Here is a 23,177-nt window from a genome sequence, read left to right on the forward strand (position 1 = left end):
GGAGTTTTTTTGATCAATACTAAAATAGCTAATTAATCTTAGTATAGTAAATATTTAGCTTTATCTTATTTGCAGTTGCATCGCTGGCACCTATAATCGATCTTTCAGCCGATGTGGCACTAGGTACTCTCTGAAAGTCGGTATAAGACGTAGGTGCTAAAAATGTGCCATAATCTTCAACATTTTTATCAATCAAACTCTGAACATAGCTGGTTACAATAAAGATATAACGTTTCTTTAACGAATCGAAATAACCGCCAAATAGTGCTGCACCACCTGAAGCACTACTCGAAAATGTGGTATAATCAGGTATATCGGCAGCTTGGTGGGCAATATCCCAACGATATAAAGAAAGGCGCTGTGCGGCATTAAAAGGATATGCTGGTGCGCTTTCGCCAAGCTCTACTACTAATTCTGCCTTATTGATAATTGCTTTCCCGTAAGTACTCTTAAAATTTGTCAATTCAGGGAACGTTAACTTGGTTTTTACACCAGCTAAACCTTGTAAATAAGTTACGCTATATGGAGCTGAAGGATTTGGGGTTGCAATTTGATCCTGTACTGGTGTTCCGGTATAATCGTGTTTAATATTCGCAGCAATACCAGAAATTACATTTGCCGTTTGCGTAGCATTCGTAACCATCCTTCCGATAGGGAAATTCACACTAGCAGTATCTATGCCGTTTGATGAGTTAGTTTTTTTCCAAACCAGTTGAAGGTAAGAGTCAGCTCCTGAAAAGTTAATAAATGCAATCCCTCCAACACCTGTAGAAGAGGTTTTATTAACCTGTGCATATAAACCTTTAAACGATTCTATAAATTTAGTGTCTGTTGCTGTTCCTGCAGTACCTAAGTTTAATATGGCATTTTGTATAAACGCCCTGTTTAAAGGAATTCTAATCTGCGCAGGTACGGTTTTTAAGGTATCAGCTTTGCCAGGAACAATATCCAGTATCTTCCTTTTGGTGTTTGGCGCCAGCTTACCTGTAAAGTTGCCTAAAAGCGTGTTGTTAATCGATTGTACATCGGTGCTTTTATAAGTTGTAACTTTATTGGCTAACTGATAAACATCGATACTGTATTTAGAATTGGTGGTATCACCGTAAAACTTGGTTAATGTAGAAGTTGTATCAATTTTTAATACCAAAACTGCAGAGTCTAATACAGGAGAAGTACCGAAATCGTAACTCGTACTCACCGGATAAACCGTTAATGCTAAAGCGGCTTCAGTTTTTCCAAAGGTAGGGTCTGTCATATATCCCAACGGATAACGGTTTAATCCATAGGTATTGGCAGGATCTTCTAGTACAAGTTGAGACTTAACCGGAGATACCACCAACGTTCCGGTAATGGTTGTAGCCGGATCAACGTCTAAACCCACACCATCAGGGTTTTTGCATGATGCAAAAAGAAAAAGACCTATCAACAGGGTTAATAAGTCTTGTTTTGTAAATTTCATATTTAAAATAATAATACCTTAATTAAGCAAGTGAAACCAGTTCGTCATTCGAAATTTCTTCATAAAAAGTATAGAAGTTTTCGAAATTCTCGGTTAAGTTAAAAGCTAATGTTGGCTTATTGGAATCTTTAACAAATTTTAACACATCTTTATCTAGGTTTTCATCTGCTAAAACTACTGCGTCAGAGTGTGTTATGGCGCCAATGTGCATGCTGTCGCAATCAGATGGTAAGAATGCTTTCGTATCATCTTCAGTCATATTGGCCATTACTGCTTTCTTAGAAAAATTAGCATTTAATTTCTCCGTAAAGCCATCCTCATAAATAGAATATACTACTTTAGAGTTTTTAAAAGTAGGATCGTTTTTATAAGTTGTTTTAATATAAGCAGGAACTAATGCGCTCATCCAGCCATGACAGTGAACGATATCTGGTGCCCAGCCTAATTTTTTAACAGTTTCCAATGCGCCTTTACAGAAGAAAATCGTACGCTCGTCATTGTCGTCGAAGAATTTTCCGCTTGCATCTCTAAATACTTGTTTACGCTGGAAATATTCTTCGTTGTCTAAGAAATAAACTTGCATGCGTGCAGCTGGGATGGAGGCTACTTTAATGATTAAAGGATTATCGTTGTCATCGATAATGATGTTCATTCCTGATAAGCGGATTACTTCGTGTAAACGATTTCTTCTTTCGTTGATGTTGCCAAATTTAGGCATCAAGATACGGATTTCGAATCCTTTTTCTTGCATTGCTTGTGGTAATTGGCGCGTGATTTCAGAAATTTTAGTAAGCTCGAGGAAAGGCGACATCTCGTGTGTAACAATCAGCAGCTTCGTTTTTGCCATCTCCATATTCTAAGAAAATATTAAGTTAAATAAAAGATAATGAGCTGCAAAGGTAAGCATAATAATACTATTTATCAATATAGCAAGCATTTGTTTGGTTTCGTTTAGATTAATTTACACCTTTACGGCTTTAATTTAGTTTGTCCAAATTGGAAATATTTAAAACCAAAGCAGCACTTAAGGCTTTTTTAAAACCCTTAAGAGCATCAGGTAAAAAAATAGCACTTGTGCCTACCATGGGTGCCTTGCACAATGGCCACATATCGTTGATAAAACTGGCTCAACAGAATGCCGATATCATTATCTGTAGCATTTTTGTAAATCCAACGCAGTTTACAGATCCTAAAGATTTAGACAAATATCCGCGCCCTATAGAACACGATTTAGCCATGTTGGCCGATGCAGGTTGTGATGGTGTGTTTATGCCTAATGTAGATGAAATGTACCCAACAGGTGCTGACGAAGCCTGGCACATTGATTTAGGCAATGCCGAATTTCTATTGGAAGGAGAATTTAGGAAAGGCCATTATCAGGGCGTAACGCAGATTGTAAAAAAACTGTTTGATGCCGTAGAACCCGATGTGGCCATGTTCGGGCAGAAAGATTTCCAACAGGTATTAATGATTAAAAATATGTTGGCTTACTTTAAGCTGCCTATCACTATTATTACCTGTCCGATTATCCGTGAAGATGATGGTTTAGCGATGAGCAGCCGGAATGTCCATTTATCAGCCGATGACCGCATCCATTCGCTCGTATTGAGTAAATCGCTGCAGTTTGTTGTCGATCATTTTAATGAATACTCACTCGGAGAATTGATAGATAAGGCAAGAGCATTCTATCAGGATATTGAAGGTGTTGAACTCGATTATTTTACCATTGCTAATGGCAATACACTCGAACCAGCCAAATCAAAAGACGAAAATAACTTAGTAGCCCTGGTTGCTGCAAAAGTAGGGACGACCAGGCTCATCGATAATATGATTATTAAGTAGAATCAAGATTAAAGTTTCTTACCTCCCTAAGCTTTGGCCTTTAAGTTTTCTTGAAACTCCAAACTGATGACACAAAACTCCAAACTGATTACTAACTTTGCCAAATGGTTATCACAATATTAAAATCGAAAATACACCGTGTTAGGGTAACACAGGCCGAATTGAATTATGTAGGCAGTATTACGATAGATGAAGATTTAATGGATGCAGCTAACATTATTGCGAATGAAAAGGTGCAGATTGTAAATAATAACAACGGTGCACGTTTCGAAACTTATGTAATTAAAGGCGAACGCGGCACCGGAACCATCTGTTTAAATGGTGCTACAGCGCGTTTGGCACAACTTGGCGATATTTTGATCATTATGTCGTACGGTGCATTACCTATAGAAGAAGCCAAAAAATACAACCCGATTCTTGTTTTTCCTGACGATAACAACCACTTGCTAAAATAACCTTGTGATATTCAACCTTAAAACAGTGCTAAAGTATATCATCCTGTTTTTAATCGGGATTGGGGTACTATATTTAGCGTTTCGGGGTCAGGATTTAGGAAAGATCTGGCAGGAAATTAAAACCGCAAATTATTTTTGGGTAATCATTTCAGCTTTTGCTGTTTGGATTGCCCACGTATTACGGGCACTGCGTTGGCAGATGCTTTATCAGTCTATCCACTACAAAGTAAGTTTCTGGAATACCTATCATGCGGTAATGATCGGCTACCTGGCAAACCTTGCATTGCCGCGTTTTGGCGAGCTTGGCCGATGTTCGGTAATCCATAAAGCCGAAAAAGTACCGATGTTTGCCTCCATAGGCACTGTAATTACCGAAAGGCTTTTTGATATACTGACGCTTTTTCTCACTAGTTTGGCAATGCTAATTTTTCAGTATGATATTGTAGCCGGTTTTCTTTATCAAACCATATATCTCAATCTTGTTAAAAAATTAAGTGCGATTAACTATTTGTGGTTGGTTGGCTTGGGTATCATTATTTTGTTGATCATTGCTGTTGCAATATATTTTCTCCGTCAAAAATTCAGTAAAAAATTCTTGCGCATTTTTGTAAGTCTGCGCCAGGGATTTGGCTCATATAGCAAGTTAAAACAAAAAGGATTATTTTTAACTTATACACTAGGAATATGGCTTTTCTATTCACTTTCCATGTATTTCGCTTTTTCTTCCATTCAAGCTACTTCAGAATTACATTTTAACGCTGCATTTACCGCAATTGTTTTCTCCGGGTTTGCTATGGCAGCCCCTGTTCAGGGTGGTATTGGTGTTTTCCACTGGATGGTTGCCCAGTCACTGGTACTTTATTCCATTTCTTTTAAAGATGGGTTAGCATACTCAACCATTATTCATTCTTCACAGGTTTTGCTTATATTGATTTTGGGCTGTTTGAGCCTAATGCTAATTTTGTTTAAGAAACAAAGCGGATAGTCGATTTCTTTTAATTGGCTCTATTCTCTTCATCACTTTTTTTGTTTTCCCTAGCCTTGTAAGTCGAATTTCCGAAATTAAAAGTTAAACTAAAAACCAGTCTTTGCGAAGCGAAATAGTGGTAGAAATCGTTGTTGATAATACTTTTCTCTCTAAAAATAAGCCTTCTTTTAATGTTATCAAATGCATCGTAAAGCGTAAGTTTAGTATTGATCCTGTTTTTTAACCAGGCTTTTTGCACACCAAAATCAATTCCATACACTGGAGCCATAATATAAAGTCCATTACCACTTTTCGATTCATAGGTATAACTTACATCCAAAATCCAATTTTTTAAGGTAAAAACCTGACTGCCATTAATTATATAATTATATATGGGTATTTCGTAGGTAGCTCCAAAGTAAGGCGTTAGTTCTTTATTGTAATAGAAGGCAATGTTGTTGTTCATTCGCCACCATTTGTTTATAGTAAGAGGAGAACTTATTTGCAGGTTTGCAAATTTTCGGTAGGGTAGGTTTCTACCCAGAAAAATCAACTCATTAGTTACTGGATTGTATTCGGGATAACGCCCCATTGGATCTGTTTCCTTTCCCGCATTTAGCGAAATATTAAGGCTTTTTCTACTGTAAGATAAAGCGAAAAGACTAGTTGTAGAGGGTTGTAGGTAGGGATTGCCGATCCAATAATGCCGTGGACTGTAATAAAAACGAAAAGGATTTAACATGGCAAAGGTTGGCCTTGTTAATCGTCTGGTATAACTGAAATTGAGCTGTTCGCTTTCGTTAATATCATAAGTAATGTTCAAACTCGGGAGCCATTTTATATACTTTTTTTCTGTAATACTGCCAGTAGTAATCGAATTGGCTATGGTGTGCGTATGTTCTGCTCTTAAACTTAAACTGTAACTAAACTTACTCCATTGACCAATATAAGAAATGTAGCCTGCGCCAATATACTCTTGGTAGCGGAACTGGTTACTCCGGTTAGGATCTAAGTTAAAAACATCATTGGCTAATGTATCATAACGGAGGTCGTTCTCCGTAGTTGTATATGCAAATTTTCCGCCGAATTCTAATTTTCCTTTACCTATTTTTTGGCTGTAGTCAGTTTGTGCGGCATGAATCATTATATTATTTCTGGAGCCTGTTTTCCAGTAATTTAACAATTGATTGTTAAGTACGTTACGGTTCCGGATATCTTCGGTTTGTCGATTGTCAATTTGGGCCAAAGAGGTAATTACGTGAAGTTCGCTATTCTTAAATTGCGCATCATAATTGATCCCGGCTGAATAATTATGTTGCTTAGGAAAGGCATTATTATCGCTTTTAACGAATGCAATTGTGTGATCTAAGTTAATGGTTTGGGTAAGCAACTGATTGCCAGACACCGCATTTCTGTCCATTTGGTAAGTGCGTAAAAAAGCCTCTAGGTTATGCCCTTTTTTTACCTCATAAGTTACTTTTGCCTGCACATTAAAGTTCTGGTTGGAGGTAATGGTTTTGGTATCGGTAGTCATTGCGTTTGTATTGGCTAAATACTGCAGGGAATAATACTGATAAAACGTGCTACCGCCTGTATGGCCTAGCCTTAAGTCGTACACAAACCGGTTTGTTTTAAGCACCAGGGATAAATTATTATCCAATAAACTGTAATTGTTTCGTTGAAAACGAGCATTATAGGTGCCTCTTAAGCCTAAAGACTGGTTTCGCTTCAGTTTTACGTCGATAATTCCCTGATATTCTCCATCATATTTTGATGAAGGCTGGTTAATCATTTCAATCGATTCAACCATATCTGGCGACAAGCTGCTGAGGTAGGAAATGATTTCATTATTGTTCATGTTTGCCGGCTTGCCATCAACAAATAAGGTTGGAGTTGCCCTGCTTGCCATTAAGATTGTTCCGTCCTCGTTAACCTGCAAGCCAGGTAGTTTCTTAAACACATCTAACAAATTAGAGGCGGACTTGAAAAATACATTGTTGGCAATACCGATTTTAATCTGACCATTTTTTGTGCTAAAATTTGGTACTCCCCCTGTTATGGTTACTTCTTGGAGTAGGTTAGTGTCTTCTTTTATTAAAATGTCGCCCACATCAATTGTTTTCAGGCTGTTCGCATTTATCAATAACTCTTTTTGTGTTTTTTGGTAACCGACTAAAGTAACCGATAAAATGTATTTTCCATTTGGCAGGTCTCTAAATTCGAAAAATCCGGTGGTATCGCTATTGGTATGTTTGATCATTGTTGGATGGTCTTTATCGGCCAAAGCCAAATTGGCTAAGGGTATAGCTTGTTTGCTTCTGTGATCAATCAGTTTGCCTTTAATCGTTTGTGCATTTAGAAATAGAGGTATAAATAAGAATAGGCAGAATAACAATGTCGGTTTCATCTTCGTGTATTTGGATTTTGCGGAATGCTCCAAAACTAGAAGAGAAGGGTAGATAAGGGGTTTTGAATCTCAGATTTAGGCGTTCGGAATTATAAAACGAGACCAAATTTAGTTTGATGAAACAACTAATAGTTGTTCCTTATAATGCATCGGGGTTGTTTGTTTGTGTTTTTTAAAAGCGGTGTAAAAAGTAGATTTGGAATTAAATCCCACTTCATATCCAATGGCTTCGAGCTTAATGCCTCTATCGTTAACAATTAATTCGCAAGCTTCGTTTATTCTAAATTCGTTGATGTAAGCAGCAAAGCTTTTGCCTAAGTTGTCGTTGAGCAATTGCGAAAGCTGGTGACCCGAAATGTTAATTTTTTTGGCTAAATCATTTAACTTAAGATCAGAATTCTTATATAGCTCCTCTTCCAAAATAATCTTCTGTAGTCTGTCAGTTAGTGTCGCGGCCTGTTCTTCGGTTATCTTCTTGTTGGCATAACGAACCAAATTCTGGCTGCCCGAAAAAAGATTGTTGTTTTTTCTTCTGCTAATAAACAAGAAAGTGTTTAAGTAAAGAACGGCCGAGAAAAATAAAGCCCCACTTATGCAAGGACCATTAAAAAATGATAAGATAGGTAACTTAAATGCCACAGGAACTATTATATTTCCAATAAGTGCAGATAGCAATAGTGTCTCTGTTGTAGAAATCTTGCCCCCTTTGCTGAAAATTTTGCCGAAAACATTTCTGAGCAACCAGGCAGATAATACAATATAAACGGTAAATTGTATTGAAATTATTCTTCCGATATAATTTTCCCATACATCAGATTTACTGTCATACGGCGCAATGATACTGGCAATTACAATTGCAAAAAACCAAAAGAGATATGTTCCCGTCATTGTAGTTTTATACTTTAAATCTTGCCCCAAAGCCGATTGAACAAAATAAAAAAGAGATGGACCAACCAATGAACTTCCTAAAATGCCAATTTGAATATAAATGCCAGGTAAGGCCGGATAGAAATAAAAAAGAAGCGACTTGCTGATCTTTAAACAAAGAGACACAAGCAAAAGCCCAAGAAAAAAAGAAGATGTGGATTTTGGTTTTTTGAAGAATAACAAATACGCACTAATGATAAAACCATTAAATGCGCCCAGGGCACTAAAGAAAAATAATATTTGTTGCTCTAGGTTCATTTAACAAAAATAATAATCTTACATTAAACAGGGTGTACTCTAGCTAATACTTTCATTTTAAATATGATAATATTTTTTAGGATTGTTTAATAAATTATAAAAGTACCATGAGATAAAATAAATTACTATGCAGCCATAGTAATTTCGATCAGAAATGCTACATTTGATTTACTAACCTTTTATACATAAATGTTATGCATTTTGAATTAAGTGAAGAGCAATTAATGATCCAGCAGGCTGCCCGCGATTTTGCGCAGCAAGAATTAAAACCTGGCGTAATCGAAAGAGACGAACATCAGAAATTTCCGGCAGAGCAGGTAAAAAAACTTGGAGAACTTGGTTTCTTGGGGATGATGGTGAGCGAAAAATATAACGGAAGCGGACTCGATGCTATTTCTTACGTTTTGGTAATGGAAGAGCTATCTAAAATCGATGCCTCTGCCTCTGTAGTGGTTTCAGTAAACAACTCTTTGGTTTGCTACGGATTGGAAAATTACGGCAGTGAAGCCCAAAAAGAAAAATATTTAAAACCATTGGCTGCAGGAGAAAAAATCGGTGCTTTTTGTTTGTCGGAGCCCGAAGCCGGATCTGATGCTACCTCGCAACGCACAACCGCAGAAGATAAAGGCGATTATTATTTGCTGAATGGTACAAAAAACTGGATTACCAATGGCGGTACTGCATCAACTTACCTGGTTATTGCACAAACTCACCCTGAATTAAAGCATAAAGGTATAAACGCTTTTATTGTAGAGAAGGGAGTGGAGGGTTTTACCATTGGACCAAAAGAAAATAAATTGGGTATCCGCGGCTCCGACACACATTCATTGATGTTTAATGATGTTAAAGTGCCGAAAGAAAATAGAATTGGCGAAGATGGTTTTGGTTTCAAATTTGCCATGAAAACATTAGAAGGGGGAAGGATAGGTATTGCTGCCCAGGCCCTGGGTATTGCGCAAGGTGCTTTCGAGTTAGCTACACAGTATGCTAAAGAACGTAAGTCATTCGGGAAACCAATTTCCGAACATCAGGCCATTGCTTTTAAACTGGCCGATATGGCTACGCAGATTGAAGCTGCCAGATTATTGGTTTATAAGGCAGCATGGTTAAAAGATCAGGGATTACCTTACACTCAGGCTGGTTCTATGGCCAAACTGTTTGCTTCTAAAGTGGCTATGGATGTAACTATTGAAGCTGTACAGGTGCATGGCGGTTATGGTTTTGTAAAAGAATACCATGTAGAGCGTTTAATGCGCGATGCTAAAATTACCCAGATTTACGAAGGAACTTCTGAGATCCAGAAAATGGTGATATCGAGAGAAGTAATTCGGTAGTTTCCGGTTATCAATTTTCAGTTGGCAGTTCGAATTGAAAACCGCCAACTGAAAACTGAACTATTCCTTCTCCCCAACTACAGCGCTAAACACGGCTTTAATTAAGGCTACAACTATTGCCAGGAATGCAGCAGCGATAAAACCTGAAGTGTTAAAAGAGGTCATCATGTTATCAACCAATAAAATCATTAAAACGGTAATGATAAATGATACCAGTCCAAGCGTTAAGAAATTGATCGGAAAAGTTAACAGCCTTAGGATGAATCCGATGGTTGCGTTTGCAAGTGCAATCAGCACTGAGGCTATAATGGCATTTCCAAAGCCATCAATATTTACCCCTGGTACTAGTTTTGCGCCTATAAAAAACGCCAGTCCTGTTAAAAGGATTTCGATAATAAATCTCATAATTGTTATTTTTGTAAATGTTTAAATGCTTTTTTAAATATCAGGTCGTAATCATTGTTGTCTTATTTGCGCTTTCATGTTCAAATACAAACAACAGACCAATAATTAAGTTTTCGAGAGATAGTTCATCAATAATAATTAAAAATATTGATGAGGCAAGCCTCTTACAGGTTAAAAATGCCTATAAGGCTAATGCGGATACACTTAATTTGGTTTCTGTTTTGATAAAACCGGGCGATTTGGACAGTATACAGGATGAACTGGAAGTGCCTGGCAAGGTTAAGATACTAGGCGATTCGGTTGTATTTAATCCCGGTCAGCCTTTTCTTAAAGGCAAAGAATACCTGGTGGAGAGTTATATAGGGGTAAAATTTGCAACTGCTGGCGATTTGATTATGGGGAATGGCAAGCAGAACTTAAAAGCACAGCGACAAACACTTAAACGGTAATAATCAGCATAATAATTAGTACAGGTGTTTGATTTTTTCTAAAAAATTACTACATTTGCATCGTAATCGAAGAAAAGAGAAGGGGACAGTGTCCCCTTTTTCTATGAAATCAGGTTAAAATATGCAGGTAGAAAAGAGAGTTGCAGCCCTCGTTGAGGAAAAAATAGCAGATCGGCCAGAGCTGTTTCTGGTAGAGGTGAAGATGTTACCAAACAATAAACTAATTATCCATGTTGATGGCGACGAAGGTATTAGCATACAGGATTGTGTAGCCATTAGTAGGCATGTTGGTTTTCATCTCGAAGAAGAAAATGTGATAGAGCAGGCCTATAATTTAGAAGTTTCTTCGCCTGGTGTTGGAGAGCCTTTGAAATTAATCCGTCAATACAATAAAAATATTGGTCGTACGGTAAGCATTAAGCTGAAAGAAGGGTTGAAAAAGGAAGGGAAACTGCTGGCGGTTACAGAAAATAATCTGCTGATTGAAGAATCGGTTAAAGAAAAAGGGAAAAAGGCGGTAGCAATTCAAACAGATGTTCCGTTTAATGATATATTAGAAACAAGTGTGTTAATTTCATTTAAGTAAAAATGAGTACTACAACAATTAATTTGATCGACTCTTTTCAAGAGTTTAAAGATTTCAAAAATATAGATCGCCCAACGGTGATCAGTGTGCTGGAAGAAGTTTTTCGTAGCATGTTGCGTAAAAAATACGGAACAGACGAAAACTGTGACGTGATCGTGAATCCGGATAACGGAGATTTGGAGATCTGGAGAACGAGAAAAGTAATGGAGGATGGTTTTTCTGAGGATGATGATTTAGAGATCGAGCTTGCTGAAGTTTCTAAATTGGATAATACTTTAGAAGTTGGCGATGATTATGTTGAACAGATTACCTTAGAAAGTTTTGGCCGTAGGGCAATTTTAGCTGCCCGCCAGACTTTGGTATCTAAAGTATTGGAGTTAGAGAAAGACGAAATCTTCAAAAAATATAAAGACAGGGTAGGCGAAATTGTAACAGGTGAGGTTTATCAGGTTTGGAAGAAAGAAACTTTGGTTTTAGATGATGAAGGTAACGAACTTTTAATGCCTAAAACAGAGCAGATTCCTGCTGATTATTTCAAAAAAGGAGATTCTGTGAGAGCGGTAATCTCTAAAGTAGAAATGATCAATGCCAACCCGAAAATTATTATTTCGAGAACAGCACCAGAATTTTTGCAGCGCCTGTTCGAACAGGAAGTTCCGGAGATTTTCGACGGTTTAATTACCGTTAAGAAAATTGTTCGCGAACCAGGAGAACGTGCTAAAGTTGCCGTTGAATCGTACGATGACCGCATCGATCCGGTTGGAGCCTGCGTGGGTATGAAGGGATCACGTATCCACGGTATCGTTCGCGAGTTGAAAAACGAAAATATTGATGTGATTAACTTCACTAATAATATTTCATTATACATTACCCGTGCTTTGAGCCCGGCAAAAATCACTTCCATTAAATTGGATGATGAAACCAAACATGCATCGGTTTACTTAAAACCAGATCAGGTTTCATTGGCAATTGGACGTGGCGGACACAATATTAAACTGGCTGGTAAATTAACCGGTTACGAAATTGATGTATACCGTGAAGCAGGAGAAGAAAGCGATGAGGACGTTGATTTAGAAGAATTCTCAGATGAGATTGATAGCTGGATCATCGATGAATTAAAGGCTATCGGTTGCGATACTGCTAAAAGTGTATTAGCACTTACAGTGGAAGATTTGGTAAAACGCACCGACCTTGAAGAGGAAACCATTAAAGAAGTGGTTCAAATTTTGAAGTCAGAATTTGAATAAGTGGTGTAATTGCCAAATAAACACTACTTTTGTATTAAATAAAAAACAATAACAGGAGCTAAATGTCAGACGACAAACCAATCATTTTAATTAAAGCTATTAAAGAACTTAATATAGGCATGGGTACGGCCGTTGAGTTTTTAAACAAAAAGGGATTCTCTGCCGAGAAGAGCCCTATGTTTAAACTTACGGGAGACATGTATAATGCCTTATTAAAAGAGTATCAGGGAGATAAGATCGTAAGAGAAGAAGCCAAACAAATAGTGATTGGTAAAATACGTCGTGACGAGCCTGAGACTGAAAAGCCAGTAGAAGCGCCGAAGAAAAATACCGATTTTGAGAAAAATGAAGAGATTTTAATTAAAAATGCTCAATCATTTACCCCTCCGGTAGAGAAACCAAAGGTTGTAGAAACACCCAAGGCAGAGACGCCAACACCAGCACCTGCGGCAGCAGTAGAGCCAGTAAAAGAAACTAAGGCAGAAGATAAGGTTGAAGAGACCGGACTACCAGGAGTTAAAATTGTAGGGAAGATCGATTTAAATGATCTTAACTCGAAAACACGCCCGGCTAAGAAAGAAGAAACACCTGCTGCACCAGCACCAGTTGCAGAAACACCAGTGGTTAAAGCAACTGAACCTGTAAAACCAGTTGAACAACCTAAAGTGGAAGAAAAACCGGTTGAGGTTAAAAAGGAAGAAACACCTGCTGCGCCTGCACCAGTTGCAGAAACACCAGTGGTTAAAGCAACTGAGCCAGTAAAACCAGTTGAACAACCTAAAGTGGAAGAAAAACCAACTGAAGAAAAACCGGTAAATAACGAACCTGAGGTTATTAAAGCGCGTACCGTTAAATTAACCGGTCCGAATATTATTGGTAAAATTGTTTTACCAACAACTCCGGATAGAAGAAACGGTCCAGTAGCATCATCTAGCGATAGTGAAGCGGCTAAACGTAAGCGTAAACGCAAAAAAACGCCTGGAGCTCCTGGTCAACCAGGCCAACATGGTGGTCAAGGCCAGCAAGGACAGAATAATCCTGCAGGTCAAGGTCAGGGCCAAGGTGGTGCACCAGGACAACCTCGTCAACCTTATCAAGGTAACAGACCAGCTGGTGGTACACCATACCAAGGTAACAGACCAGCCGGACAGGGCGGAACTCCTTATCAAGGAAATAGGAATAACAACAATAACAGACCAGGTTTCCAAAATAGAAATGCTACACCAAGCGGACCTAAAGAAGAGCCTACTGAGAAAGAAATTCAAGATCAGATCAAAGCAACACTTGCCCGTTTAAGTGGGGCGGGTAAATCGGGTAAATTTGCACAGCGTGCTAAATTACGTCGTCAGAAACGTGATGATGTAGCATCAAACGCAGAAGAGGCCGCAAATGAGCTTGAATCGCAATCGAAAATATTAAAAGTAACAGAATTTGTTACGGCTAATGAGTTAGCGAGCATGATGGATGTACCGGTTACCAAAATTATTGGTACTTGTATGAGCCTTGGTATGTTCGTTTCTATTAATCAACGTTTAGATGCTGAAACCTTAACCATTGTTGCTGATGAGTTTGGCTACGAAATTCAATTCGTTAAACCAGATGAAGAAGAAGATAATGTAATTGAGGAAGAAGATAACGAAGAAGATTTAATCGAAAGAGCTCCGGTTGTTACCATCATGGGTCACGTAGATCATGGTAAAACCTCATTGTTGGATTATATCCGTAAAGCGAATGTGGTAGCTGGCGAGGCGGGTGGTATTACCCAGCACATTGGTGCTTATATGGTAACTACTCCTTCTGGTAAAAAAGTAACTTTCTTAGATACACCAGGTCACGAAGCCTTTACTGCGATGCGTGCACGTGGTGCTAAGGCGGCAGATATTGCCATTATTGTTATTGCTGCGGATGATGCAGTGATGCCTCAAACAAAAGAGGCGATTAATCACGCGCAGGCAGCAGGAGTACCATTGGTATTTGCTTTCACTAAAGTAGATAAACCAGGTGCAAATGCAGATAAAGTACGCGAGCAATTATCAGTAATGAACATCCTGGTTGAAGATTGGGGTGGTAAATATCAATCACAGGAAATCTCAAGCAAAAGCGGTTTAAATGTTGATTTACTTTTAGATAAAGTATTATTAGAAGCTGAATTATTAGAACTGAAAGCAAATCCGAATAAGAGAGCTACAGGTACTGTAATTGAGTCGGCATTAGATAAAGGACGTGGTATTGTAACTACAGTATTGGTTCAGGCAGGTACATTAAGAGTTGGAGATCCAATCTTAGCAGGTAGTTATAGCGGGCGTGTAAAAGCATTAACCAATGAGCGTGGTGCTAAAGTAGAATCAGCAGGCCCATCACAACCGGTACAGGTTTTGGGTATGCAAGGTGCACCTACAGCAGGTGACCGATTTAATGCTTTAGAAAGTGAAACCGAAGCACGTGATATTGCAAACAAACGGATGCAGTTACAACGCGAGCAGGGATTACGTACACAGAAACACATTACATTGGATGAGATCGGTCGTCGTTTAGCTATCGGTAACTTTAAAGAGCTTAATATCATTGTTAAAGGTGATGTGGATGGTTCAATTGAGGCATTAGCCGATTCATTGTTGAAACTATCAACTGAGCAGATCCAGATCAATATCATCAGTAAAGGTGTTGGTCAGATTTCAGAGTCTGATGTATTGCTAGCTTCGGCTTCAGATGCGATTATTATTGGTTTCCAGGTTCGTCCATCAACAGGTGCACGTAAACTAGCAGAAGCTGAGCAGATTGATATCCGTTTATATTCTATCATTTACGATGCAATCAACGAGATTAAATCGGCAATGGAAGGTATGTTGGATCCAGAATTTGAAGAGAAAATTGTGGCTAACGTTGAGATTCGTGAGACTTTCAAAATCACTAAAGTGGGTACCATTGCAGGTTGTATGGTATTAGACGGTAAGATTACCCGTAACAGCAAGATCCGTATCGTTAGAGATGGTGTTGTAGTATACACAGGTGAACTGGCCTCATTAAAACGCTTTAAAGATGATGTGAAAGAGGTATCGAAAGGTTACGAGTGTGGTTTAAACATCCAAAACTTTAACAACATCGAAGTTGGCGATATCGTAGAAGCTTACGAACAAGTAGAAGTAGCTAGAAAATTGTAATAGATTTCTTAAACATAGAATAAAAAGTGGCCCCTCAAAGGCCACTTTTTTGTTAATACTATTCTGTTCATCTTAAAATTATCCGATAATATTTGGGGGCATTTAAAAGTTTGAAGTTAAACAATAGAGCAGATAAAGGTGAATTGCTCGAGAATTATGTTTACTTTAGGTTAAGGCAGTTGTATGATACTGGTCGTTTGCATTTTTAGCTCACGCGAATGGTAATGAAGTAGATTTCGGTGAAGAGCAATAAAAAAAGACTTTGCTTACGCACTTTCTCCTCATTGCGGTGTTTTATTCTTTCGTAAACCAAAAGCACCCGCACCCGTAAAATTGTTTTTTAAGTAATTCATCTGATGGATTAACTACTAGTCCACCATCTGCTTCGTCTTCCGGTATTAAGGTAAATTCTTTAAGCACCAGATCTGAAAATAATTTCAAAACTTGATCCTTTGAATAAATTCGATGGGCATTAAAACAGATTGTATCTTTAAATCCAAGAGGCACTACAAATAATAACGTTCCTTTAGGAGCAAGTACCCTTTTTAATTCATTTATTGCTTTTATATCGCCATCATAATCCACTGGATCTCCATATCTGCCTAAGCCTACATGTTCTACAGTATGCATGCATGATAGGGATTCGATCGAATTAGATTCAAAAGGTAAATTCATAAGATCGCCAGGCAACGATTTCAAATTTGGTAACTCTAATTTTGCCGGCCGGTAATCGTAAAATTCAACAGGTAAAATTGCCGAGAGTGTAGAACAGAAATGCAGCGTAGACGAGATATCTATATGCTTGGCAGGTGCATTGTTTATGATGATTCTTGTTGCCCAGGCAGGATGATAAACATAGTGCCTATCAAAGCCTGTCTGTGCTGTACTATCTGATAAACATGGATAAAGATTTTCTTCCTCCAAAGAGAAACGTTTTGTTGAACGCTTTTCCAGATCAAGCAGTTGCTTAAATTCTGTTTTGAATTTTATAATATTGGAATTTTCCCGCGAAAATATTTTTCTTATTTTTTTAATCACAAAAGTTTAATTATTAGAGTAACTAAGATAAGATAATTATTTAACGGAATCTTTTAACAGCGCCGAATTAGTTTCTTTAAAATTATAGCATGTTTTCGTGATCTTGCCGGTTTGATAATGATTTAATATACGCGTAATATTCTTTATACACAGATGTTAAAACACGATCGATTTTTTATATAAGATCATTTTTTGTGGATATTCGCAAACTATTTAAAAGAACTCAATGAACGCCGAGCCAATAAAAGTAACAAAACCTAAAACTAAGAATTTTTCTTTTGTCGATTCAATTAGATGCATATCTATGATTGGTATTGTTATTGAGCATTGCGGGGTTGTTCCTCCAGACCAGTATAGCAGGCAGTTCGAAAACATTATTGAAAGCTGTGTTATACAATCTTTTAAATTTAGTACAATAGCTTTTTTTCTAATTGGTGGTTTTTTAATTAACCATAAGTTTGATGAATATACACCTTTTCAATATTTGAAAAACAGATTTAAGAAAACCATCGGGCCATGGTTATTTTGGATATTTATTTTAATTATGTTAGGGATTTTGGATCGTTTCATTGCGCACAGCAGAGGAAGCGCTATGGGCCTGGTAGGGAGTAATTTTTTCCTATATCTCTATGAAACCTTTACACAGCTTGTACTCATTAGCCCGTATTGGTTCATTCTTAATTTTCTAATCTGTATTACCATTTTATTGCTATTTAAAAAATATTTATATAACCTTTGGTTCGGTTTGGTTCTGGCGTTATTTTCGCTGTTTTATAGCGTAAACATTTATCAAGGCTGGATTGCCACAACCCATACTACCGCAATTTTTGGATTTGTATTTTATTTATGGCTGGGTGTTTATTTTAATGAGTACTATGATAAGGTAATGGCGATAATTAAGGCTACTTCGTGGTTTAAAATAATACTTTTAGCAGTTGTTACCTTTTGTATTGCCGTTGGAGAATCTACATATCTTAATAGCATTGGTATAGAAGATGCATACAATACCTTACGCTTAAGTAATATTATATACTCTTTAGTAATGTTTGCATTATTGTTAAAAGTAGGTAGTTTAAACTGGCTCCAGCGAAATTTACGACCTCGGGAAACCACATTCGGTATCTACCTGATCCATGTGGTCATCATTGGCAGAGGGCTCCCCTTAATTTTTCAACCCTTAAAGTTGAACTTTCTTGAGTTTAGCGTGTGGCAAAATATCGGAATACTGTTGTTTAGATTTTTAGTTGTTTATAGCGTAAGTTTTTTCTTGACTAAAGCTATCGGCAAAACAAAAATGAAGTGGATGGTAGGGAATTAATTGATCAATCCTCTAAAACTGCTTTTAAACATTTTTCGGAACTGTTTGAAAGTAGAATACTCCCAACAGTATAGTTCTTTTTTGAAATACCAGCTTAACGCCTTAATGTTTGATCTTTTTGATAATAATATTTCATACCATTTATTAAATAAAAATTGGTTCATTTTAGCTACATCGAATCTTTTAGATTTCATATTTGCAGTTTTCATCGCTACCAATAGTTCAAAATATGCGGGGAAGTGGATATCACTTAAATTATTCGTAAATAACTCTTTATGCAGGTTTAAGGTGTTTCTGTTAAACGAAATACCTAAGTTTTCCTGCATGTTTTCAAGGATGTCCAATTCATGCTTTTCTTGATCTTTCGATCTTTTTATGGTTATATTTTCGCCGTGTATTCTATACTTAACCAAAAATGTGTCAATATTTGCTACTTTATATTTTTGAGAAATCCTTATAAAAAGGTCAAAATCTTCTGCTAATGCAAAATTTCTATAGCCATTAAGTTCTCGAAAAATTTCAGTTTTAAACATTGTACTCGAATTTATGAAAGGATTGCCAAATAACATGCGCATATTTACCAAATCATCGGTTGGTACAATTATTTTTTTATCAGTCTCGATCCCATTTTTATTAATGATTTTGCCATGCCCTCCGCACAATGCAGCTTCTGGATGTGAAGAAAAAAAATTCAACTGTAACTGAAACCTGTCGGGATAGGCAATGTCGTCACTATCTAAAATGGCAATGTATTCACCTTGGGCTAAATCCAGTAACCTGTTTCTTGTAAAAGGTATTCCTTTATTGCCGTCATTTTGAATAAAGTGGATCCGGCTATCGTTAAATTTTTTAACAACTAAAGCCGTATCATCTGTTGATCCATCGTCGATAATAATAAATTCGAAATCTTTAAATGTTTGATTTAAAACGCTTGATATCGATTCTGCTATGTAGTCTGAAACATTGTACGCAGCCATAAAAGCCGTTATTTTAGGTTTTTTCATAGCTTAATCCAGTTTTGTGGACAAATGTCAGTATCATCAACAGAGCGGTTGTTTGCCCATTTTTTTGGCGCAATAACCATCTTAGCGGTATTATTATTTAACCATGCTCCCCACCAACTAAAACTGCTATTTGCAATAATATTATGTTTGCAGTTGCTCATTAACTGCATATCGATATAGCTATTGTTTTTTTTATTCCAATCGATATAGGTGGCATTTTCTAATTTTAGATTTTGTTTGCACCAAGTTATATCATCCGAAAAGACAAAGAATTGGACATTTTTAATTTTTGAGTTTATGCTCAATATTGCCTGTTCATAATAATCTAAATTGCAAATATTACCGAGTAAAGGATCTTTTAAATAATCTCCTCTTCTTACATGGATTGCTACACTTTCATTATTTATAATCTGTTGCATTACAGTTTGATTTTCTACTCCCTTAATTTCTGGAAATTTGAAATCATATCTTATTTTGTCTGCTATATTCAGAAAATAACCTTCATTTTGCCAATACCCCGAATAATAATTATTGGCATTGTTTAAAAAAGATGCATCGAACGTAAATTCATTTTCCTCTGCCCTGTAGGTGTTTTTTAAATTTAAAATTCTTTTCAGTTTTCTAAAGATCCATTTTGATTGATTGGGTATGAACAGGTTCAAAATAAATTCGCTAGGAGTTTTCAGGTTTAGATTAAAAATCCTTTCCAGTTCGTAGCCATTATGTAGCGGATATTCTTCAAAATCAGATAAATCTGCATAAACTTTTAGACCATTATTTTGTAACGATCTGTAGAAAGCATATTGAAACATTTGATTACCTAAACCACCCAATAATTTTACAATTTTCATTAATAAGTATTAGTTGTGTTTTTGAATAAAATTGCCATTTTTTAATCCGAACTATGAATTTATTAAGTTGCGAAGATACCACGAAAGCGAAATAAAATAACCTAAATAAGGCGAAATAAAATTTTTTAAATTATTTATTCTTTATTTTGCGTCTTGAGTAGAACTATACAGATTAGTTGATTTATTTTTATTCAATTGATTATTTTTTGATGAAAAGAATATTATTTATAACACAAAATTTAGGTAGAGGAGGTTCAGAAATGCTTTTGTGGTATTCCTTAAATCATCTGAATAAAAATAAGTTTACCCCTTTAATATTCTGTAAAGAAAGGGGAGAGTTTATTGATGTTTTACCCACAGACATTAAATATTTTTTACCATACAAAAAGAGTAAAAATTTATTTCACAAGGCATTTAGAGTAATTTTAAAAGCTTTTAAGGTTAATCCACTAGAATATCAGTTAAAACAAATTCATAAAAAGAATCAAGTTGATTTTTGGTATGTTAATACCATTATAATTCCTGAGGTTTATGAAATAGCACAAAAATTAGGGGTTAAAATTATAACTCATGTACACGAATTAACAATTGCGTATAATTTCATTACCTATAATGATTTAAAAAGAATTATCGACTATTCATCAATTCTTATTGGCTGTTCTGAAGCTGTATGTAATAAGATAAGGGATATGGGGAGAACGGACGTGAAACTATTATATGGTTTTGTTGATACTGATAAAATAACTTATACAAAATTAGCTCCAGAGGTAAAAATAGCTACTGGCTTTAGTAGCGATGACTTTGTATGGGCAATTTCAGGAAAAACATCTTTAATAAAAGGGATTGATTTTTTAGTTGCTTTGCTTAAAGTAGTTCCTCAAAATTTTAAGTTTATATGGATTGGAGGAGATGAACATACTGGCTTATATTACTATGCGGAGAAAGCTTTGCAAACTAATTTCCCTGATAGGGTTAAATTCTTAGGTGTTCAAAGGGAGGAATATTATAATTATCTTAACTCAGCCGATGCCTTCTTGCTGCTATCAAGAGAAGATTCTTTCCCATTGGTAATGCTAGAGGCAGCTACGTTAGGCAAACCAATTGTAGGATTTAACTCGGGTGGGATTAGTGAATTTGTACAGCCGCATACTGGTAGAGTTGTTAATTCGTGGAGAATTGAGGATTTAGCTAATGCAATGAAAGAGATTGAAAATGATTTTTTAGCTTTCAATAAAGAAGAAATTAAGAAACAGGCACTTAGCTACGAAGTAAAAAAGCAAGTTGCAATTTTAGAAGGTATTTTGGATGAAATGACTTATAAATACGATTCAAAGACTGCTTAATTAAAGCATTTAGCGTTTAAAATACTTATTTTTTAAGGTGCTAAAAAAAGATTTTTTATTTAAGTTGTTTTTACTTGTATAATAGTTGATCCTGTTAGTATAGTGTTCGTATTCGTTGGCTTGAAGCGCCACATGATATTTTAGTAGTAAAGGTTTAATGTCTGGGCGCATTTTAGATGTAAACAGGGCCCATTTAGAAATTTCTGATGGATTGTTATAATCCCATCCGCTATAATGAAAGAAACAAAGCGGTACATTATCATTAACGAAAAATGTTCCATCATGCCATGAGATATTTCGCTCGTGCAGATTCCAGTAGGCAACATTTATGCCTACATTATTTTCTATAGCTACATTTTTAAAATACAAGGGAACGAGGTTTAACCACAATTGTTCGCCATAAAAACCTCTTTTAAAATCATATATACACTCTTTAACCGATCGTTCCCTTAACCAAGAAATATAACGGTCGGTTTCAGAAGATTTTTTCAATTTAAAAAAACCACCATTATACAATCCCGCGTTTAATACTTCCAGTTCCTGGCGTTTCATATCAACACTTGGTGGATGTGTAAAATGTGGACTGAGAACAATCTCTCCTTCATTAATTGTACTGGATGGCAGTTTCCCAAAAAAGTAAGTGTCTGAATCGCAAAAAATAACCTGATCGATTTGTTTCTGATCAAGAAAATATTTTGCAAATAATACTTTTGAGCAGTTTGCTAACTGCATTGGATTGTAATTATGAGTAATGAAGTCGAACTCCTCAACTCCCAGTTCATGAAGTTGAATAATTGGATATTTTTGCATCAGATCATTTGATGCAATTTCTTCATTGGTTAGGTAATCTGCAAGGCAGATGTAAAACTCAAATTCCGGATGAAAATGTTTAGCTGAATCTAATAATGATACGGCGAAAGGCAGATAATTTGTAGTGACTACAGTAAAAAATAGGGTCATTTCTGAAATATTTTATCAAGATTTTTATAGCAAATTTCCTTCTCGTAACTGATGTTAAATGTCGCCAACGCATTTTCTGCCTGTTTTTGATATGCAGCTGCATCTGTTAACAGTTCCATAATGTTATTCTTAAACTCAACCGCATCATCACTCACTAAACAACCATTGTTGTTTTTGTCAATCAATCCATCTATTCCTCTGGTATTGCAAACAACCGGCATACCATAAGATAGTGCTTCTACTACTTTTATTTTAGTGCCGGTACCCGTTAGCATGGGGCATAATGCAACTTTAGCATCAAGGTAATAAGTTGATAGATCTTCAACAAAGTTTACCGAGGTAATATTGGATGCTTTGATAGAAAGATGCTCGTTGATCTGCCCAATAACACATATCTGCACATTGGTTGGTAACAAAGGATACACTTCATTAAAAAACCAATTGGCCGATTTTTGATTATGGATATTATCACTCGCAACATATATCAAATCGAACGATTTTTCTTCAATAGTACCAACATTTTTAGGTTTATCCAGCATCATTGGAGCTAACACAACCTTATTTTTACAGAACTGGCTAAATACATACTGTTCCTCAACAGAAATAGCCAAAGCAATATCAAATAAGGAAATTCTTCTGATTTCTTCTTTAAAAGACTGCCCGATATTAACCTTTCTTTGAAGTTGAGCTGTTATAAAATCATGCGTATCGATTACTGTTACTGCTTTTTTTGTAAAAGGATTGTGCTCTACCAAAGTAGCCCAGCTGGCATAGTTAATAAAGATATAATCGTAGTCGTTTTTTTCTAAGATTTTTTTGAAAGCCCGCTTAAACCTTAAAGTAACCAACTCTGGGAATTGAAGTGGAAAAAACCAAGCCTTATTTGAATAGAAAAAATTTGGCAGCTTATAAAAAAGCAGGTAATAGAGGATATTTTTTTTTGCAGGTTTTTTTTTAATTACGTAGGTATTATCAGTAAGGTTAGCTTGTTCAAACGCTTTAATATCTGCTTCATTCCAGCGTCCGGTGTAGTATTCACTTACAAAATCAATTTCAAAATTTCTTGATTTAAAGTAGCCCAACATGCTTAAAGCCCTGGTTCTGTTCCCCGCATTTTTTTTAAGCGGGTTATCGGGCATAAAGAATAATACTTTTTTCATCCGATA

20 protein-coding genes are annotated in these 23,177 nt (G+C 36.3%); 10 read left to right on the forward strand and 10 right to left on the reverse strand.

Annotation, left to right across the window (positions count from 1 at the left end; genetic code table 11):
- Positions 1 to 28 precede the first annotated feature (28 nt).
- Entirely contained in the window at positions 29 to 1,459 is a 1,431-nt protein-coding gene (locus HDC90_RS06165) for a DUF4270 domain-containing protein (RefSeq protein WP_184464931.1), read from the reverse strand.
- A 22-nt stretch (positions 1,460 to 1,481) separates the two neighbouring features.
- Positions 1,482 to 2,306: a glycogen/starch synthase gene (locus tag HDC90_RS06170; RefSeq protein WP_223833471.1), complete on the reverse strand. Its 825-nt coding sequence runs from the start codon at positions 2,304 to 2,306 to the stop codon at positions 1,482 to 1,484.
- A 149-nt stretch (positions 2,307 to 2,455) separates the two neighbouring features.
- On the opposite strand from HDC90_RS06170, the gene panC reads away from it, so the two are divergent.
- The 3 genes from panC to HDC90_RS06185 all read left to right on the forward strand — a co-directional run bounded on the left by panC (position 2,456) and on the right by HDC90_RS06185 (position 4,741).
- Entirely contained in the window at positions 2,456 to 3,301 is an 846-nt protein-coding gene (gene panC / locus HDC90_RS06175; protein WP_184464932.1) for a pantoate--beta-alanine ligase, read from the forward strand.
- A gap of 104 nt (positions 3,302 to 3,405) precedes the next feature.
- Positions 3,406 to 3,756 (forward strand): aspartate 1-decarboxylase, encoded by a 351-nt coding sequence (gene panD, locus HDC90_RS06180; RefSeq protein ID WP_090769374.1) that lies wholly within the window; start codon positions 3,406 to 3,408, stop codon positions 3,754 to 3,756.
- Between the two features lie 4 nt (positions 3,757 to 3,760).
- The gene (locus HDC90_RS06185) at positions 3,761 to 4,741 is read left to right on the forward strand and encodes a lysylphosphatidylglycerol synthase transmembrane domain-containing protein (RefSeq protein ID WP_184464934.1); all 981 of its coding nucleotides are present in this window, start codon (positions 3,761 to 3,763) and stop codon (positions 4,739 to 4,741) included.
- 10 nt (positions 4,742 to 4,751) lie between these two features.
- Here HDC90_RS06185 and HDC90_RS06190 read toward each other — a convergent pair whose 3' ends face one another.
- Positions 4,752 to 7,130: an outer membrane beta-barrel protein gene (locus tag HDC90_RS06190; RefSeq protein ID WP_184464936.1), complete on the reverse strand. Its 2,379-nt coding sequence runs from the start codon at positions 7,128 to 7,130 to the stop codon at positions 4,752 to 4,754.
- Positions 7,131 to 7,238: 108 nt separating this feature from the next.
- Positions 7,239 to 8,315, reverse strand: coding sequence for an AraC family transcriptional regulator (locus HDC90_RS06195; RefSeq protein ID WP_184464938.1), 1,077 nt, complete (start codon positions 8,313 to 8,315; stop codon positions 7,239 to 7,241).
- Positions 8,316 to 8,509: 194 nt separating this feature from the next.
- Here HDC90_RS06195 and HDC90_RS06200 point away from each other — a divergent pair, with 194 nt between their 5' ends.
- Positions 8,510 to 9,649 (forward strand): acyl-CoA dehydrogenase, encoded by a 1,140-nt coding sequence (locus HDC90_RS06200; protein WP_184464940.1) that lies wholly within the window; start codon positions 8,510 to 8,512, stop codon positions 9,647 to 9,649.
- 60 nt (positions 9,650 to 9,709) lie between these two features.
- On the opposite strand, the gene HDC90_RS06205 is transcribed toward HDC90_RS06200, so the two are convergent.
- The gene (locus tag HDC90_RS06205) at positions 9,710 to 10,054 is read right to left on the reverse strand and encodes a phage holin family protein (protein WP_184464942.1); all 345 of its coding nucleotides are present in this window, start codon (positions 10,052 to 10,054) and stop codon (positions 9,710 to 9,712) included.
- 17 nt (positions 10,055 to 10,071) lie between these two features.
- On the opposite strand from HDC90_RS06205, the gene HDC90_RS06210 reads away from it, so the two are divergent.
- From HDC90_RS06210 to infB, 4 genes are all read left to right on the forward strand, one after another.
- Positions 10,072 to 10,503, forward strand: coding sequence for a hypothetical protein (locus tag HDC90_RS06210; protein WP_184464944.1), 432 nt, complete (start codon positions 10,072 to 10,074; stop codon positions 10,501 to 10,503).
- A 121-nt stretch (positions 10,504 to 10,624) separates the two neighbouring features.
- Positions 10,625 to 11,089, forward strand: coding sequence for a ribosome assembly cofactor RimP (gene rimP / locus HDC90_RS06215; RefSeq protein WP_167296165.1), 465 nt, complete (start codon positions 10,625 to 10,627; stop codon positions 11,087 to 11,089).
- Positions 11,090 to 11,091: 2 nt separating this feature from the next.
- Positions 11,092 to 12,336 carry a transcription termination factor NusA gene (gene nusA, locus HDC90_RS06220; protein ID WP_167296166.1) on the forward strand — a complete coding sequence of 415 codons (1,245 nt, stop codon included), beginning with the start codon at positions 11,092 to 11,094 and terminating at the stop codon, positions 12,334 to 12,336.
- A gap of 62 nt (positions 12,337 to 12,398) precedes the next feature.
- A complete protein-coding gene (infB, locus tag HDC90_RS06225; protein ID WP_184464946.1) occupies positions 12,399 to 15,497 on the forward strand; it encodes a translation initiation factor IF-2 in 3,099 nt (1,032 codons plus the stop codon).
- A 294-nt stretch (positions 15,498 to 15,791) separates the two neighbouring features.
- On the opposite strand, the gene HDC90_RS25685 is transcribed toward infB, so the two are convergent.
- Complete coding sequence (locus HDC90_RS25685; RefSeq protein ID WP_184464949.1) at positions 15,792 to 16,535, reverse strand: DUF268 domain-containing protein; 744 nt, start codon at positions 16,533 to 16,535, stop codon at positions 15,792 to 15,794.
- 226 nt (positions 16,536 to 16,761) lie between these two features.
- On the opposite strand from HDC90_RS25685, the gene HDC90_RS06235 reads away from it, so the two are divergent.
- Positions 16,762 to 17,853 carry an acyltransferase gene (locus HDC90_RS06235; protein ID WP_255497511.1) on the forward strand — a complete coding sequence of 364 codons (1,092 nt, stop codon included), beginning with the start codon at positions 16,762 to 16,764 and terminating at the stop codon, positions 17,851 to 17,853.
- On the opposite strand, the gene HDC90_RS06240 is transcribed toward HDC90_RS06235, so the two are convergent.
- Positions 17,850 to 18,857 carry a glycosyltransferase gene (locus HDC90_RS06240; protein ID WP_184464953.1) on the reverse strand — a complete coding sequence of 336 codons (1,008 nt, stop codon included), beginning with the start codon at positions 18,855 to 18,857 and terminating at the stop codon, positions 17,850 to 17,852. The two genes, HDC90_RS06235 and HDC90_RS06240, sit on opposite strands and share 4 nt — an antisense overlap.
- On the reverse strand, positions 18,854 to 19,708 hold the full coding sequence (locus HDC90_RS06245; RefSeq protein WP_184464955.1) for an alpha-1,2-fucosyltransferase: 855 nt from the start codon (positions 19,706 to 19,708) through the stop codon (positions 18,854 to 18,856). Before HDC90_RS06245 ends, HDC90_RS06240 begins: the two co-directional genes overlap by 4 nt.
- Positions 19,709 to 19,917: 209 nt before the next feature.
- Here HDC90_RS06245 and HDC90_RS06250 point away from each other — a divergent pair, with 209 nt between their 5' ends.
- The gene (locus HDC90_RS06250; RefSeq protein ID WP_184464957.1) at positions 19,918 to 21,051 is read left to right on the forward strand and encodes a glycosyltransferase family 4 protein; all 1,134 of its coding nucleotides are present in this window, start codon (positions 19,918 to 19,920) and stop codon (positions 21,049 to 21,051) included.
- A gap of 9 nt (positions 21,052 to 21,060) precedes the next feature.
- Here HDC90_RS06250 and HDC90_RS06255 read toward each other — a convergent pair whose 3' ends face one another.
- Together HDC90_RS06255 and HDC90_RS06260 are read right to left on the reverse strand one after the other, a co-directional pair.
- Complete coding sequence (locus HDC90_RS06255; protein WP_184464959.1) at positions 21,061 to 22,011, reverse strand: hypothetical protein; 951 nt, start codon at positions 22,009 to 22,011, stop codon at positions 21,061 to 21,063.
- Positions 22,008 to 23,171 (reverse strand): glycosyltransferase, encoded by a 1,164-nt coding sequence (locus HDC90_RS06260; protein WP_184464962.1) that lies wholly within the window; start codon positions 23,169 to 23,171, stop codon positions 22,008 to 22,010. The genes HDC90_RS06255 and HDC90_RS06260 overlap by 4 nt, the downstream gene beginning before the upstream one ends.
- Positions 23,172 to 23,177: the final 6 nt, after the last annotated feature.

Source organism: Pedobacter sp. AK013, assembly GCF_014205835.1.
Classification (GTDB): Bacteria; Bacteroidota; Bacteroidia; order Sphingobacteriales; family Sphingobacteriaceae; genus Pedobacter.

What these genes read in the sequence shown, in the direction of transcription:
- HDC90_RS06165 (WP_184464931.1), bottom strand. Translation starts at nt 1,459, where the DNA reads ATGAAATTTACAAAACAAGACTTATTAACCCTGTTGATAGGTCTTTTT.
- HDC90_RS06170 (WP_223833471.1), bottom strand. Translation starts at nt 2,306, where the DNA reads ATGGCAAAAACGAAGCTGCTGATTGTTACACACGAGATGTCGCCTTTC.
- panD (WP_090769374.1), top strand. Translation starts at nt 3,406, where the DNA reads ATGGTTATCACAATATTAAAATCGAAAATACACCGTGTTAGGGTAACA.
- HDC90_RS06190 (WP_184464936.1), bottom strand. Translation starts at nt 7,130, where the DNA reads ATGAAACCGACATTGTTATTCTGCCTATTCTTATTTATACCTCTATTT.
- HDC90_RS06195 (WP_184464938.1), bottom strand. Translation starts at nt 8,315, where the DNA reads ATGAACCTAGAGCAACAAATATTATTTTTCTTTAGTGCCCTGGGCGCA.
- HDC90_RS06200 (WP_184464940.1), top strand. Translation starts at nt 8,510, where the DNA reads ATGCATTTTGAATTAAGTGAAGAGCAATTAATGATCCAGCAGGCTGCC.
- HDC90_RS06205 (WP_184464942.1), bottom strand. Translation starts at nt 10,054, where the DNA reads ATGAGATTTATTATCGAAATCCTTTTAACAGGACTGGCGTTTTTTATA.
- HDC90_RS06210 (WP_184464944.1), top strand. Translation starts at nt 10,072, where the DNA reads ATGTTTAAATGCTTTTTTAAATATCAGGTCGTAATCATTGTTGTCTTA.
- rimP (WP_167296165.1), top strand. Translation starts at nt 10,625, where the DNA reads ATGCAGGTAGAAAAGAGAGTTGCAGCCCTCGTTGAGGAAAAAATAGCA.
- nusA (WP_167296166.1), top strand. Translation starts at nt 11,092, where the DNA reads ATGAGTACTACAACAATTAATTTGATCGACTCTTTTCAAGAGTTTAAA.
- infB (WP_184464946.1), top strand. Translation starts at nt 12,399, where the DNA reads ATGTCAGACGACAAACCAATCATTTTAATTAAAGCTATTAAAGAACTT.
- HDC90_RS06235 (WP_255497511.1), top strand. Translation starts at nt 16,762, where the DNA reads ATGAACGCCGAGCCAATAAAAGTAACAAAACCTAAAACTAAGAATTTT.
- HDC90_RS06240 (WP_184464953.1), bottom strand. Translation starts at nt 18,857, where the DNA reads ATGAAAAAACCTAAAATAACGGCTTTTATGGCTGCGTACAATGTTTCA.
- HDC90_RS06245 (WP_184464955.1), bottom strand. Translation starts at nt 19,708, where the DNA reads ATGAAAATTGTAAAATTATTGGGTGGTTTAGGTAATCAAATGTTTCAA.
- HDC90_RS06250 (WP_184464957.1), top strand. Translation starts at nt 19,918, where the DNA reads ATGAAAAGAATATTATTTATAACACAAAATTTAGGTAGAGGAGGTTCA.
- HDC90_RS06255 (WP_184464959.1), bottom strand. Translation starts at nt 22,011, where the DNA reads ATGACCCTATTTTTTACTGTAGTCACTACAAATTATCTGCCTTTCGCC.
- HDC90_RS06260 (WP_184464962.1), bottom strand. Translation starts at nt 23,171, where the DNA reads ATGAAAAAAGTATTATTCTTTATGCCCGATAACCCGCTTAAAAAAAAT.